Origin of the sequence: Pseudomonas moraviensis (assembly GCF_900105805.1) — a bacterium.
GTDB classification, from domain to species: Bacteria; Pseudomonadota; Gammaproteobacteria; order Pseudomonadales; family Pseudomonadaceae; genus Aquipseudomonas; species Aquipseudomonas moraviensis_A.
The window spans coordinates 4,372,353-4,385,548 of sequence record NZ_LT629788.1; the positions used below are offsets into that span (position 1 = coordinate 4,372,353).

Consider the following 13,196-nt stretch of genomic DNA (forward strand, 5'->3'; position numbering starts at 1 on the left):
GAACGGTGCCCCAAGCCCGGGGTTACGTCAATCAGACCACTTAGCAGTCAGGCTTGTCGGCGGTGTAACGCCGCGCCGGATTGACCGCCGCGCCGAACTCGCGCAAGGCCTTGGCGCCGATCAGCAGCGGGTAGTTGAAGTGGCTGCGGTCGGTCAGGTTGACCTCCACGGTGCGTTTGACGTTGCCCAGGCACAGTTCCAGATCGACCACCGGGCGCTTGGCTACATCGCTGGCGTCGCGCTCGTCATCGTCCTCGTCGGAACGGCTTTTGATCTTGCTGATGCGCGCGACCTTGTGTTCGAAAACCTTGTTGCTGGCGTCCTTGGTGGCGAGGCGGAAACGCACCCAGTCTTCGCCATCGCGGGTGAAGGTCTCAATGTCCTTGGCCGACAGCGAGGCGGTCAGCGCACCGGTGTCCATCTTGGCCTTGAGTACTTCGCCGCCGATTTCCGGCAGCGCGATGTATTCGTAGCGACCGTACAGCGTCGGTTCGGCAGCCATGACCGGCAGCGCGACGAGGGCAAACAGAGCAAGGAGGGATTTCACGTAAGGGGCTTCCTGAAAGAGTGGGCTCAGCGCCAGATTCTAGACCGCGCAAATGTGCGGAAGTTGGAGTAGCGCCAACCTCTGTGGCGAGGGAGCTTGCTCCCGCTCGGCGACGCAGTCGTCGTAAAGCCTGATTTGCGACTCTACTGGCACACCGAAGCGCATGTGCCTGGGGCTGCTTCGCAGCCCAGCGGGAGCAAGCTCCCTCGCCACAAGGGTTGCGCATCAGCGCTGAAGACTAACGCTTTAAAAGTGAAACATTCGTCAGCGCCGATTTGGCCTGTCGCGCGAAGCTGCTTATCATGGCCCGCCCCTGCCACTTCATAGAGTTGCTTATGCGCCGCCTGCTCACCGGCTGTTTGGTCACCCTGCTGTTGTTGCTCAACACCCTGATTTTGATCGGGCCGTTGATGGTGTTTGCCCTGCTCAAGCTGATCGCGCCCGGGCGCTGGCGTGATTACGCATCGTGGGCGGTAATGTGGATCGCCGAGACCTGGGCCGAGATCGACAAGCTGATCTTCCGGCTGTGCATCCCGACGCAGTGGGACATTCGCGGCGGCGACGATCTGCGCCGCGACACGTCATATCTGGTGGTCAGCAACCATCAATCCTGGGTCGACATTCCGGCGCTGATCCAGACCCTCAACCGGCGCACGCCGTTCTTCAAGTTCTTCCTCAAGAAAGAGCTGATCTGGGTGCCGTTTCTCGGCCTGGCGTGGTGGGCGCTGGATTACCCGTTCATGAAGCGCTACACCAAGGCCTTTCTAGCGAAGAACCCGGAACTGGCGGGCAAGGATCTGGAAATCACCAAAGCCGCTTGCGAGCTGTTCAAGCGCCAGCCAGTGACGGTGGTGAATTATCTCGAAGGCACCCGCTACACCCTGGCGAAAAGCACCCAGCAGGACTCACCGTTCAGCCATCTGCTCAAACCCAAGGCCGGCGGTGTGGCATTCGTGCTGGCGGCGATGGGCGAACAGCTCGACGCGATGCTCGACGTGACGGTGGTGTATCCGCAGGAGAAGATTCCGGGCTTCTGGGACCTGATCAGCGGCAACGTGCCGCGGGTGATCATCGACATCAAGACCCGCGAACTCGACCCGGGGCTGTGGCAGGGCGATTACGAGAAAGATCCGGCGTTCCGCCAGCGCGTCCAGAACTGGGTCAACCAGCTCTGGACCGAGAAGGATCAGCGCATCGTCGCGTTGCGCAACGAGCGCCGCTGACTCAACTGCCGGTGCCGGCGCCGGTGCCCCAGATGTTGCCGAGGCTGCTCAACAGCGAACCGCCGACGCCCTGCTGACCGAGGTATTGCAGGAGCACCGGGGCAAACTGGCCGATCATGCCGCTGTCCATGCCCAATGCGCTGAAGGCATTGTTCAGGTCGTTGGTGTCTTTGACATTGCCCAGCGCATTTTCCAGCCCAGCGGACTTGCCGGACGAACCGAGCAACGCCCCGAGCGCCGCCAGATTGCCGCTGCCACCGGACAATTTGTCGATGCCCGGCACTTCCTTGGCCAGTTGCGAGTAGTCGGTACTGCTCAATTGATTCTTCGCCAGCCCGAGCATCGCGCTGGTGCCGCCTACGGCCTGCTCCGGCGTGACATCCAGCGCACTGAGGGCGCTGAGCAAACCGGCGGTCTCCGAGGTCGGCGCCGCAGCGGCCGCCTTGTCACCACCCTCCATCCCCGCTACCGCACCGGCGACGTCATTCAGACTGAAACCGGCAAACACCGGCCCGGCGGCCAGGGTCAGGAGCGATGCCAGGGCAATACCGCGTGAAATCTTCATTCAGACATCCTCTTGCGCTGTAAAAACGACCCGTTGTCGGGCGGCGAAACTGCCGGTTTGACCGGGTATCGGTTGGCATGTTCCTCACCCGCACGCCCATTCTCATCATTGCCCGGCAGATCAGCCTTGATGCGCAGAAGATCATCAAAAAGATTGCGGCCCTGGCGGCTTCTGAGATCACTGCGTAAGCGCTGCAGAACGGTGTGATTCTTTATGACGTTTGTCCGCCAACAACTGGGCTCCATATTTCCAAAGAGACTAAAAAACTGTCAGATCTGACAGTTGGCGGCGATCATCAATGCATAGAACATTGCTGCTCCTTTCATGTAACGGAGTACAAACAATGAAGCTGACAATTACCGCCGGTGTTTTGGTCAGTCTTGCCATGATGAGCACCGCCTATGCAGCCACTTGCCCGACAATTTCAATTACTCACTCTCTAGAAAACGAAGATGCCACCTTCACCTCTGCGCGCCTTCAAGACAAGAACAGCGACGATTCCGTCGTCATTTGTCGCTACGACGGCAAGGGCGACCTTGGCGTCTCCTCCGGTTACAGGAACGGTACTCCGATCAAAGCCACTGGAACCGGCTGGACCTCGGATGATTGCGCAGCCGCCGATGGAGACGTAAAAAAATGCTCGTTTGAAGAAAAGAAAGAGTAACACGTAAAAAAAGAGCAACCCGAACGTTGCCCTTTTATGGAAATACCTGCACCGCAGAAATCAAGACTCAAAGCATAGGAAGCATGGACATGTCACTCAGACAAACCGGGACAGTCAAATGGTTTAACGATGAAAAAGGATTCGGCTTTATCACCCCTCAGGGTGGCGGCGATGATCTTTTCGTCCATTTTATGGCTATCGAGAGCGCCGGACGCAAAAGCCTTAAAGAAGGACAGACAGTTTCATTCGTCGCCGAAAAGGGGCAGAAAGGAATGCAAGCAGCCCAAGTCCGCCCTGAACCATGAACCAAGCAAAACGGCGACCCTGAGGTCGCCGTTTTGCCTGCGGTAAAACTTTGCCAGAGGCATGTTCCGGTCATTCCTGATCGATATTCCGGCTATTCCGAAACGTTTATAAAAACTGTCAAACCTGACAGTTACCGCCGGAAATCAAGTGAATTATCTTGAATTCGACAAACGCTCGACTGGTTCGCAATTGTTGGACAGGTAAACCCAGGTCGTGCCCCCTCGAATCTGAATTCAAGACACAAAGCAAACAGGAAGCATGGACATGTCAAACAGACAAACCGGTACCGTAAAGTGGTTTAACGATGAAAAACGCTTCGGCTTTATCACCCCCGTCAGTGGCGATGATCTTTTCGTCCATTTCAAAGCCATCCAAACGCAAGGATGCACAACTTTGAAAGAAGGCCAAACTGTGTCATTTGTTGCCACAAGAGGACAGAAAGGAATGCAAGCTGAAGAGGTCGAAATCGAATCGTAAATATGAAAAACGGCGCCTGAATGGCGCCGTTTTGTACCGCGTTAAAATCCTACGCCGCACTGAACAACTTGTGCGGGTCGATCACAAACTTCTTCGGCACGCCGGCATCGAACTCGCCATAACCTTCCGGCGCCTGATCAAGGCTGATGACCTGCACGCCAACCACTTCGGCGATGTTGATGCGATCCCACATGATCGCCTGCATCAGTTGGCGGTTGTACTTCATCACTGGGGTCTGACCAGTGTGGAAGCTGTGGGACTTGGCCCAGCCCAGACCGAAGCGGATGCTCAGGCTGCCCATTTTTGCCGCGGCGTCGACGGCGCCCGGATCTTCGGTGACGTACAGGCCCGGGATGCCGATCTTGCCGGCAACGCGCACCACGCCCATCAGTGAGTTGAGCACCGTAGCCGGGGCTTCGGCCTTGACGCCATCGTGGCCGTGGCCGCGGGCTTCGAAACCGACGCAGTCCACTGCGCAGTCGACTTCAGGTTCGCCCAGCAGTGCGGCGATCTGTTCGTGCAGCGGGGTGTCCTTGGACAGGTCGACGACTTCAAAGCCCTGGGCCTTGGCGTGGGCCAGGCGGATGGTGTTGACGTCGCCGACGATCACCACCGCCGCACCGAGCAAACGTGCAGAAGCCGCAGCGGCCAGACCGACCGGACCGGCGCCGGCGATGTAAACGCTGCTGCCCGGGCCGACGCCGGCAGTGACCGCGCCGTGGTAACCGGTCGGGAGGATGTCGGAGAGGCAGGTCAGGTCACGGATTTTCTCCATGGCCTTATCGCGGTCCGGCAGTTTCAGCAGGTTGAAGTCGGCGTACGGCACCAGCACGTATTCGGCCTGGCCGCCGGTCCAGTCGCCCATGTCGACGTAACCGTAAGCGCCGCCGGCACGGGCCGGGTTGACGGTAAGGCAGACACCGGTGTGTTGCTCTTTGCAGGAACGGCAGCGCCCGCAAGCCACGTTGAACGGAACGGAGACCAGGTCGCCGATCTTCAGGTTCTCGACGTCAGAGCCCTTTTCGATCACCTCACCGGTGATCTCGTGACCCAGCACCAGACCGGTCTGCGCCGTGGTCCGGCCGCGCACCATGTGCTGGTCGGAGCCGCAGATGTTGGTGGAAACCACTTTGAGAATGACCCCGTGCTCGATCTTGCGACCGCGCGGGTCCTGCATTTTCGGGTAGTCGATTTTCTGTACTTCGACCTTGCCAGCGCCGAGATACACCACACCACGATTGCCAGACATGCTTTCACCTCGCTGTTGTTTTTATGGAACTGCGCTGCCCAGACAGGCAGCGCGTTAAGTGCTCGGGTTACTGCTTGTTGGTTTTGCGTTGTTTGTTATGGCCCTATCGCGAGCAGGCTCACTCCTACATTGGAATGCGTACCCCTTGTAGGAGTGAGCCTGCTCGCGATAGCTATCTAAAGAACGACCGTACGATTGGCGTTGAGGAACACCCTTCTTTCAATGTGATACCCAACCGCCCGCGCCAGTGTCAGGCCTTCGATATCGCGCCCCTTGGCAATCAGATCCTCAGGGTAATGACTGTGGTCCACCGCCTCGACACCCTGGGCAATGATCGGCCCTTCATCGAGGTCGTTGTTGATGTAGTGCGCCGTTGCGCCAACCAGTTTCACGCCCTTGTTGTAAGCCTGGTGATAAGGCTTGGCGCCCTTGAAGCCCGGCAGCAGCGAGTGATGAATGTTGATCGCCTTGCCGTCGAGCTTGCGGCACAGCTCGGGCGACAGCACCTGCATGTAGCGGGCGAGGATCACCAGTTCGGCACCGGCCTCTTCGATCACCTGCCAGACCTGACGCTCCTGCGCCGGTTTGTCATTGGGGTCGAGAGGGAAATGGTAGTAGGGAATCTGGTGCCAGTCGGCCAACGGCTTGAGATCCGGATGGTTGGACACCACCGCCGCCACATCCATCGACAACTGGCCGATGCGCTGGCGGTAGAGCAAGTCATTGAGGCAGTGATCGGCCTTGGAGACCATGATCACCACTTTCGGCCGGTAGTTCGGCGCGGTCAGCTCGAAGAGCATGCCGAACGCCTGCCCGCGTTCGGCCAGGCCTGCGCGGAAAGATTGCTCGTCAAAACCGTCCGGCTGGCGGAATTCCACGCGAATGAAGAAGCGCCCGGAGAGGCGATCATCGAACGAGTGGTGCTCGGTGACGTAACAGCCCTGCTCGAACAGAAAACGCGTCACCGCGTCCACCGTGCCGAGGACGCTGGGGCAGTCGGCGGTCAGAATCCATGTGTCTGGGGCGCGGCTCATGGTGCGGTGACTCCTGTTTTTTGTGCGGGGCGTCAGGGTTTTCCCCTCACCCTAGCCCTCTCCCAGAGGGAGAGGGGACTGACCGTGGTGCTCTTTCGAGCTACGCCGACCTGAAATATCGCGGGTGAATATAGATCACAAAAACACCCGAGATCGGCTCCCTTTCCCCCTCGCCCCCCCTGGGGGAGAGGGCTGGGGTGAGGGGGTAGCTCTTGATCTTTCAGGCCTGAACGCTAAGGCCGTACTCAGCCGACGCATCCTGCAACCACAACCACCAGTAATCCGAGAAGCTGCGACGAATCAGCAATTCCCAAGTGTCTTCGGCGGTGTGACGAATCATCAGCTGCGACTTGGCGAACACCGTGCCCACCGCTTTACCGACCGGGAAGTTGTTCGGGTGCACGTCGTAGCTGGTGGATTTCATCAGCACCTGTCGCACGTTCGGCCCGCTCAGTTCGAGGATCTGCTGGCCGCCGCTGACGTTGACGATGGCAATGTGCAGATCGCCCAGCGCTTCGCGCAGTTTCTGCTCGGCAGCGAATTCTTCCCCGCTCGGCATGATCAGCAGCCACTCGTCCGGGCCCATCCATTGCAGGCTGGTTTCGCCTTTGACGATCACGCTCAGAGCGCCGGGCAATTCAATGCCCAGCGCCTTGTGCACACCGTCAGCGAACGCTGCATCGTGACCATCGCCACGAATGGTCAGGTGGCCGAGGAGTTTCTTTTCCCGCACGATCACCCCGGCGTTCTTGCGGCCCTTGCCGACCAGGCTGGCGAGGTCGGCATGGTGCAGCGACGACTCGGCACGGGCACCGGTGGTCGGGCGTTGTTGGTACACGTTGGCTGTGGTCATAAAGCACCTTTGCTGAATTCTGACTTGAGCCCTGTGTAGGCAGATCTACCGCTATCGCGAGCAGGCTCACTCCTACAAGGGGTACGCGATCACCTGTAGGAGTGAGCCTGCTCGCGATGAAGTCACCGCGGTGCGACTGCACTCCCCAGGAGCCGAACCATCAAATATTCTGGCGATCACCCTTCGGATCGAAGAACACCGAAGAAACGATTTCCGCCTCGATCACGCTGCCATCGGCCAGCGGTGCGAACACCCGCTCGCCCATGCGCTTGAGACCGCCCTTGACCACACCCATGGCAAACGAATAACCGAGGGAGTTGTGCGCGTAGCTCGAGGTGACGTGGCCGACCATGGTCATCGGGATCGCCTGCTTGGTGTTGAACACCAGCTGCGCACCTTCCGGCAGCCATTTGGTCGGATCGACCGGTTTGAGGCCCACCAGCTGCTTGCGCTGATCCTTGACGCAATCTTCGCGGTTCATGCCGCGCTGGCCGATCCACGAGAACGGTTTGGTGCGACCGACACACCAGCCCATGTTCAGGTCGTCCGGGGTCATCGAACCGTCGGTGTCCTGACCGACGATGATGAAACCCTTCTCGGCCCGCAGCACGTGCATGGTTTCGGTGCCGTACGGGGTCAGGTTGTACTGCTTGCCGGCCTCGACGATTTTCTCCAGCACGCCCATCGCGTAGTCGGCCTGCACGTTGACTTCGTAAGACAGCTCACCGGTAAACGAGATACGAAACACCCGTGCCGGCACGTCGCCGACCAGACCTTCTTTCCAGGTCATGAACGGGAACGCTTCGTTGCTCAGATCAATGTCAGTCACGGCGCTGAGCAGCTTGCGGCTGTTCGGCCCGGACAAAGTCATGGTCGCCCAGTGGTCGGTGACCGAAGTGAAGTACACCTTCAGGTCCGGCCATTCGGTCTGGTGATACAGCTCCAGCCACTGCAGTACGCGCGCGGCGCCGCCGGTGGTGGTGGTCATGACGAAATGGTTGTCGGCCAGACACGCGGTCACACCGTCGTCGAAGACCATGCCGTCTTCCTTGCACATCAGACCGTAGCGAGCCTTGCCCACGTCGAGCTTGGTCCAGGCGTTGGTGTACACGCGGTTGAGGAACTCGCGGGCATCCGGGCCTTGAATGTCGATCTTGCCGAGGGTCGACGCGTCGAGCAGGCCGACGCTGTCGCGCACGGCTTTGCATTCACGCTTGACCGCCGCGTGCAGGTCTTCGCCGTTTTTCGGGAAGTACCACGGACGCTTCCACTGACCGACGTCTTCGAATTCGGCGCCGTTCTTCACATGCCAGGCATGCAGCGCGGTGTAGCGCACCGGTTCGAAGATGTGCCCACAGTGCCGACCGGCCACGGCGCCGAAGGTCACCGGCGTGTAGTTCGGGCGGAACATGGTGGTGCCCATCTGCGGGATGGTCACGTTCAGCGAACGGGCGGCAATGGCCAGGCCGTTGACGTTGCCGAGCTTGCCCTGATCGGTGCCGAAGCCCAGCGCGGTGTAGCGTTTGACGTGCTCGACCGACTCGAAACCTTCGCGGGTCGCCAGTTCGATGCCACCGGCGGTGACGTCGTTCTGGAAGTCGACGAATTGCTTCGGTGCACGCGCCGAGTTCTTCTCGTGCGGCACCTGGAACAGCGCCAGGGTTGGCTCTTCGAGACGGCTCAGGGCTTTCGGCAACACGCCTTCGACGGTCTGGAAACCGGCTTCGGCGGCAGCGCGCACGCCACCTTCGAAACCGTCGGCCAGCGAATCGCCGAGCGCGTAGACGCCGTTGATACCACCGACGCACACGCGTTTCTGCGGTGCTTCACCCGGTACGAAACCGAGAATGTCTTCACGCCAGACCGGTTTGCCGCCGAGGTGCGAAGCCAGGTGAACCACAGGGCTGTAACCGCCTGAACTGGCAACCAGGTCGCAGTCGAGCCATTCGCCCGGGCTGGTCACGGCGTGTGCCTTGACGTCAATCGCGGCGACGCGGGCAGCGGTCACACGCTTGCTGCCACGCACTTCGATGACGGCGCTGCCGGTGAGGATGCGAATGCCTTTGGCGCGCGCCTCTTCGACCAATGCACCGCGCGGATTGCTGCGTGCATCAGCGATGGCGACCACTTGCAGACTGGCATCGAGCCAATCCAGAGCGACGCGATAGGCGTGATCGTTGTTGGTGCTGAGGACAAGTTTTTTGCCCGGCGCGACGCCGTAGCGACGCACGTAAGTCGACACCGCGCCGGCAAGCATGTTGCCCGGCACGTCGTTGTTGCCATAGACCAGCGGACGCTCGTGGGCGCCGGTCGCCAGTACCACACGCTTGGCGCGGACGCGGTGGATGCGCTGACGCACCTGACCGATCGGCGCGCGGTCGCCGAGGTGATCGGTAAGGCGTTCGTGAATGGTCAGGAAGTTGTGGTCGTGGTAACCGTTGACCGTGGCGCGAGGCAACAGCAGCACGTCCGGGGTGTTCTTCAATTCAGCGATGACACTGGCGACCCACTCCATCGCCGGTTTGCCGTCGAGACTTTCGCGGGAATCGAGCAGGCTGCCGCCGAACTCTTCCTGCTCATCGGCAAGAATCACGCGAGCACCGCTGCGCGCAGCGGCCAGGGCAGCGGCGAGACCGGCCGGGCCGGCGCCGACAATCAGCACGTCGCAGTGCTGGTTCATGTAGTCGTAGGTGTCCGGATCGTTCTCGGTCGGCGAACGGCCGAGACCGGCAGCCTTGCGGATGTATTTCTCGTAAGTCATCCAGAACGACTGGGGATACATAAAGGTTTTGTAGTAGAAACCCGGCGGCATCAGCTTGCCGCCGACCTTGCCGAGAATGCCCATCATGTCGTTGTTGACGCTCGGCCAGCCGTTGGTGCTGGTGGCAACGAGGCCCTGATACAACGCCTGTTGCGTGGCGCGCACGTTGGGAATCTGCGTGGCTTCAGTGGCACCGATCTGCAGCACCGCGTTCGGCTCTTCGGAACCGGCGGCAAAGATGCCGCGAGGGCGCGAATACTTGAAGCTGCGGCCGATGATGTCGACGCCGTTGGCGATCAGGGCAGCAGCCAGCGAGTCGCCTTCATAGCCTTTGTAGGTCTGGCCGTTGAAGGTGAAGCTCAGCACTTTGTTGCGGTCGATCCGTCCACCGTTGGACAGGCGATTGGTCTGGCTCATACCTTCTCTCCCAGCGCCGTCGAGGCTGTTTTCGCAGTGCCAGCCTTGTCGGTGAATTGCGGCTTCTCGCCGATCTTGTAGCTCTCGAGAATCTCGTAGGTCACGGTATCGCGAGTGACGTTGAAGTACTGGCGGCAACCGGCAACGTGGTCCCACAGCTCATGGTGCAGACCACGCGGGTTATCACGAAAGAACATGTAGTCGCCCCACTCTTCATCGGTGCAGGCGTTCGGATCCAGCGGCCGCGGGATGTGGGCCTGGCCGGATGCGTGGAATTCCTCTTCGGAGCGCAGTTCGCCGCAGTGAGGACAGAAGATGTGCAACATAGGGATTTCTCCTGTTAGTGGGCGACGGCAGCAGCGCCGTGTTCGTCGATGAGCGCGCCGTTGTGGAAACGGTCGATGGAAAACGGTGCGGCCAGCGGGTGCATTTCACCCTTGGCCAGACTCGCGGCAAACACGTTGCCCGAACCCGGTGTGGCCTTGAAGCCACCGGTGCCCCAACCGCAGTTGAAGAACATGTTCGGCACCGGCGTTTTCGAGATGATCGGGCAGGCGTCAGGGGTGGTGTCGACGATGCCGCCCCACTGGCGGTTCATGCGTACGCGGGACAACACCGGGAACATCTCGACGATGGCCTGGATGGTGTGTTCGATCACCGGGTACGAACCACGCTGGCCGTAGCCGTTGTAGCCGTCGATACCGGCGCCGATAACCAGGTCGCCCTTGTCAGACTGGCTGATGTAACCGTGCACGGCGTTGGACATGATCACGCTGTCGATAATCGGTTTGATCGGCTCGGACACCAGCGCTTGCAGCGGGTGGGATTCGATCGGCAGACGGAATCCGGCAAGCTTGGCCATGTGCCCGGAGTTACCGGCAGTGACCACACCGACGCGCTTGGCGCCGATGAAACCCTTGTTGGTTTCAACGCCGATGCACACGCCGTTTTCCTTGCGGAAACCGATCACTTCGGTCTGCTGGATCAAGTCCACACCGAGGGCATCGGCGGCACGCGCGAAGCCCCAGGCCACGGCATCGTGACGGGCGACGCCGCCGCGACGCTGCACGGTCGCGCCCATGATCGGGTAGCGGGTGTTTTTCGAGCAGTCCAGGTACGGAATCTCGTCCGCAACCTGCTTGGCGTCGAGCAGTTCGCCGTCGACGCCGTTGAGGCGGTTGGCGCTGACCCGACGTTCGGAATCACGGATGTCCTGCAGGGTGTGGCACAGGTTGTAGACGCCGCGCTGGGAGAACATCACGTTGTAGTTGAGATCCTGCGACAGGCCTTCCCACAATTTCATCGCGTGTTCGTAGAGGTGCGCCGACTCGTCCCACAGGTAGTTGGAGCGCACGATGGTGGTGTTGCGCGCGGTGTTACCGCCGCCCAGCCAGCCCTTCTCGACCACGGCAACATTGGTGATGCCGTGTTCCTTGGCCAGGTAGTAGGCCGTCGCCAGGCCGTGCCCGCCGCCGCCGACAATGACCACGTCATAGACTTTTTTCGGCGTGGGCGTGCGCCACATGCGCTGCCAGTTTTCGTGGTGGCTGAGCGAGTGTTTGAACAGGCCGAAGCCGGAATAGCGTTGCATAGTCATTACTCCAGAACCGACTCAGCGATAAACCGGGAAGTCTGCGCACAGGGCCGAGACCTGCTGGGCGACATTGGCCTCGACATCGGCGTCGCCGAGGTTGTCGAGGATGTCGCAGATCCAGCCGGCGAGGGTTTCGCACTGGCTGACCTTGAAGCCGCGAGTGGTCACCGCCGGGGTGCCGATGCGCAGGCCCGAGGTGACGAACGGCGACTGCGGGTCGTTCGGCACGGCATTCTTGTTGACGGTGATGTGCGCGCGGCCCAGTGCAGCGTCGGCGTCTTTGCCGGTCAGGCCCTGACGGATCAGGCTGACCAGGAACAGATGGTTGTCGGTGCCGCCGGAGACCACATCGTAGCCGCGCTTGATGAACACGCTGGCCATCGCCTGGGCGTTGTCGATCACTTGTTGCTGATACGCCTTGAAGCCAGGCTCCAGCGCTTCCTTGAAGCACACCGCTTTACCGGCGATGACGTGCATCAGCGGGCCGCCCTGGGCGCCGGGGAATACCGCGGCGTTGAGCTTCTTCTCGATCTCTTCGTTGGACTTGGCCAGGATCAGCCCGCCACGCGGACCGCGCAGGGTCTTGTGGGTGGTGGTGGTGACCACATCGGCGTAAGGCAGCGGATTCGGGTACAGGCCCGCAGCGACCAGACCGGCCACGTGGGCCATGTCGACGAACAGCAGCGCACCGACCTTGTCGGCGATCTGGCGGAAGCGCGGGAAGTCCAGGGTCTTCGAGTAAGCCGAGAAACCGGCAACGATCATTTTCGGTTTGCACTCGACGGCCAGACGCTCGACTTCGTCGTAGTCGATCAGCCCGGTGTCGGTGTTGATGCCGTACTGCACGGCGTTATAGAGCTTGCCCGAGGACGACACTTTCGCGCCGTGGGTCAGGTGACCACCGTGAGCCAGGCTCATGCCGAGGATGGTGTCGCCTGGCTGGATCAGCGCCAGGTACACGGCGCTGTTGGCCGAGGAGCCGGAGTGCGGCTGAACGTTGGCGTAATCGGCGCCGAACAATTGCTTGGCGCGCTCGATGGCCAGTGCCTCGACTTTATCGACGTGCTCGCAGCCACCGTAGTAGCGCTTGCCCGGATAGCCTTCGGCGTATTTGTTGGTCAGGCCGCTGCCTTGCGCTTCCATCACGCGCTTGCTGGTGTAGTTCTCCGACGCGATCAGCTCGATGTGATCTTCCTGACGTTGCTCCTCGGCATTCATCGCCGCCAGCAGTGCATCGTCGTAACCCTGGATCTGGTCTTGCTTGCTGAACATCGCGTCTCTCCCAGCGGCATCTGTGCGCCATTCGTCTCGGTAAGGCACCGGCAGTGATGGCAGTGCCCTTTGATGCGATGGTATGACCGGCGCAGACAGCTCAAATGCCTGCGGACGCCACGCAAAGGTGCGTTTACGACATGGCTGGAAATGACTGCAGAATGCGTTCCCCTGTAGGAGCTGCCGAAGGCTGCGATCTTTTGACTTTGACTTTGAAGATCAAAAGATCGCAGC

At 60.5% G+C, this 13,196-nt stretch carries 13 protein-coding genes; 4 read left to right on the forward strand and 9 right to left on the reverse strand.

Going from position 1 to position 13,196, the window contains the following annotated elements:
- Positions 1-40 precede the first annotated feature (40 nt).
- Entirely contained in the window at positions 41-547 is a 507-nt protein-coding gene (locus BLU71_RS19600) for an ATP-dependent zinc protease (protein WP_065616526.1), read from the reverse strand.
- A gap of 335 nt (positions 548-882) precedes the next feature.
- Between BLU71_RS19600 and BLU71_RS19605 the strand changes: the two genes are divergently transcribed.
- Positions 883-1,770, forward strand: coding sequence for an acyltransferase (locus tag BLU71_RS19605; RefSeq protein ID WP_064365309.1), 888 nt, complete (start codon positions 883-885; stop codon positions 1,768-1,770).
- A gap of 1 nt (position 1,771) precedes the next feature.
- Here BLU71_RS19605 and BLU71_RS19610 read toward each other — a convergent pair whose 3' ends face one another.
- Complete coding sequence (locus BLU71_RS19610; protein ID WP_083353716.1) at positions 1,772-2,335, reverse strand: DUF2780 domain-containing protein; 564 nt, start codon at positions 2,333-2,335, stop codon at positions 1,772-1,774.
- Positions 2,336-2,678: 343 nt separating this feature from the next.
- Here BLU71_RS19610 and BLU71_RS19615 point away from each other — a divergent pair, with 343 nt between their 5' ends.
- The 3 genes from BLU71_RS19615 (at position 2,679) to BLU71_RS19625 (ending at position 3,782) form a co-directional block, all read left to right on the forward strand.
- Positions 2,679-2,999 (forward strand): hypothetical protein, encoded by a 321-nt coding sequence (locus BLU71_RS19615; RefSeq protein WP_083353717.1) that lies wholly within the window; start codon positions 2,679-2,681, stop codon positions 2,997-2,999.
- A gap of 89 nt (positions 3,000-3,088) precedes the next feature.
- Positions 3,089-3,304 (forward strand): cold-shock protein, encoded by a 216-nt coding sequence (locus BLU71_RS19620; RefSeq protein WP_083353718.1) that lies wholly within the window; start codon positions 3,089-3,091, stop codon positions 3,302-3,304.
- Positions 3,305-3,569: 265 nt separating this feature from the next.
- Positions 3,570-3,782 carry a cold-shock protein gene (locus BLU71_RS19625; RefSeq protein ID WP_083353719.1) on the forward strand — a complete coding sequence of 71 codons (213 nt, stop codon included), beginning with the start codon at positions 3,570-3,572 and terminating at the stop codon, positions 3,780-3,782.
- A gap of 49 nt (positions 3,783-3,831) precedes the next feature.
- On the opposite strand, the gene fdhA is transcribed toward BLU71_RS19625, so the two are convergent.
- The 7 genes from fdhA to glyA form a co-directional block, all read right to left on the reverse strand.
- Positions 3,832-5,031, reverse strand: coding sequence for a formaldehyde dehydrogenase, glutathione-independent (fdhA, locus tag BLU71_RS19630; RefSeq protein ID WP_016772834.1), 1,200 nt, complete (start codon positions 5,029-5,031; stop codon positions 3,832-3,834).
- 176 nt (positions 5,032-5,207) lie between these two features.
- Positions 5,208-6,065 carry a formyltetrahydrofolate deformylase gene (gene purU, locus BLU71_RS19635; RefSeq protein ID WP_039757644.1) on the reverse strand — a complete coding sequence of 286 codons (858 nt, stop codon included), beginning with the start codon at positions 6,063-6,065 and terminating at the stop codon, positions 5,208-5,210.
- Positions 6,066-6,285: 220 nt separating this feature from the next.
- On the reverse strand, positions 6,286-6,918 hold the full coding sequence (locus BLU71_RS19640; RefSeq protein WP_083353720.1) for a sarcosine oxidase subunit gamma: 633 nt from the start codon (positions 6,916-6,918) through the stop codon (positions 6,286-6,288).
- Between the two features lie 160 nt (positions 6,919-7,078).
- Complete coding sequence (locus BLU71_RS19645) at positions 7,079-10,096, reverse strand: sarcosine oxidase subunit alpha (protein ID WP_042606646.1); 3,018 nt, start codon at positions 10,094-10,096, stop codon at positions 7,079-7,081.
- Positions 10,093-10,422 carry a sarcosine oxidase subunit delta gene (locus tag BLU71_RS19650; protein WP_064365313.1) on the reverse strand — a complete coding sequence of 110 codons (330 nt, stop codon included), beginning with the start codon at positions 10,420-10,422 and terminating at the stop codon, positions 10,093-10,095. Before BLU71_RS19650 ends, BLU71_RS19645 begins: the two co-directional genes overlap by 4 nt.
- A 14-nt stretch (positions 10,423-10,436) precedes the next feature.
- The gene (locus BLU71_RS19655) at positions 10,437-11,687 is read right to left on the reverse strand and encodes a sarcosine oxidase subunit beta (protein WP_016772829.1); all 1,251 of its coding nucleotides are present in this window, start codon (positions 11,685-11,687) and stop codon (positions 10,437-10,439) included.
- Positions 11,688-11,708: 21 nt separating this feature from the next.
- On the reverse strand, positions 11,709-12,962 hold the full coding sequence (gene glyA, locus BLU71_RS19660) for a serine hydroxymethyltransferase (protein ID WP_042606644.1): 1,254 nt from the start codon (positions 12,960-12,962) through the stop codon (positions 11,709-11,711).
- Between the last annotated feature and the right edge of the window lie 234 nt (positions 12,963-13,196).

Coding starts and splice junctions, on each gene's coding strand:
- BLU71_RS19605 (WP_064365309.1), top strand. CDS start 883: ATGCGCCGCCTGCTCACCGGCTGTTTGGTCACCCTGCTGTTGTTGCTC.
- BLU71_RS19610 (WP_083353716.1), bottom strand. CDS start 2,335: ATGAAGATTTCACGCGGTATTGCCCTGGCATCGCTCCTGACCCTGGCC.
- BLU71_RS19615 (WP_083353717.1), top strand. CDS start 2,679: ATGAAGCTGACAATTACCGCCGGTGTTTTGGTCAGTCTTGCCATGATG.
- BLU71_RS19620 (WP_083353718.1), top strand. CDS start 3,089: ATGTCACTCAGACAAACCGGGACAGTCAAATGGTTTAACGATGAAAAA.
- BLU71_RS19625 (WP_083353719.1), top strand. CDS start 3,570: ATGTCAAACAGACAAACCGGTACCGTAAAGTGGTTTAACGATGAAAAA.
- fdhA (WP_016772834.1), bottom strand. CDS start 5,031: ATGTCTGGCAATCGTGGTGTGGTGTATCTCGGCGCTGGCAAGGTCGAA.
- purU (WP_039757644.1), bottom strand. CDS start 6,065: ATGAGCCGCGCCCCAGACACATGGATTCTGACCGCCGACTGCCCCAGC.
- BLU71_RS19640 (WP_083353720.1), bottom strand. CDS start 6,918: ATGACCACAGCCAACGTGTACCAACAACGCCCGACCACCGGTGCCCGT.
- BLU71_RS19645 (WP_042606646.1), bottom strand. CDS start 10,096: ATGAGCCAGACCAATCGCCTGTCCAACGGTGGACGGATCGACCGCAAC.
- BLU71_RS19650 (WP_064365313.1), bottom strand. CDS start 10,422: ATGTTGCACATCTTCTGTCCTCACTGCGGCGAACTGCGCTCCGAAGAG.
- BLU71_RS19655 (WP_016772829.1), bottom strand. CDS start 11,687: ATGCAACGCTATTCCGGCTTCGGCCTGTTCAAACACTCGCTCAGCCAC.
- glyA (WP_042606644.1), bottom strand. CDS start 12,962: ATGTTCAGCAAGCAAGACCAGATCCAGGGTTACGACGATGCACTGCTG.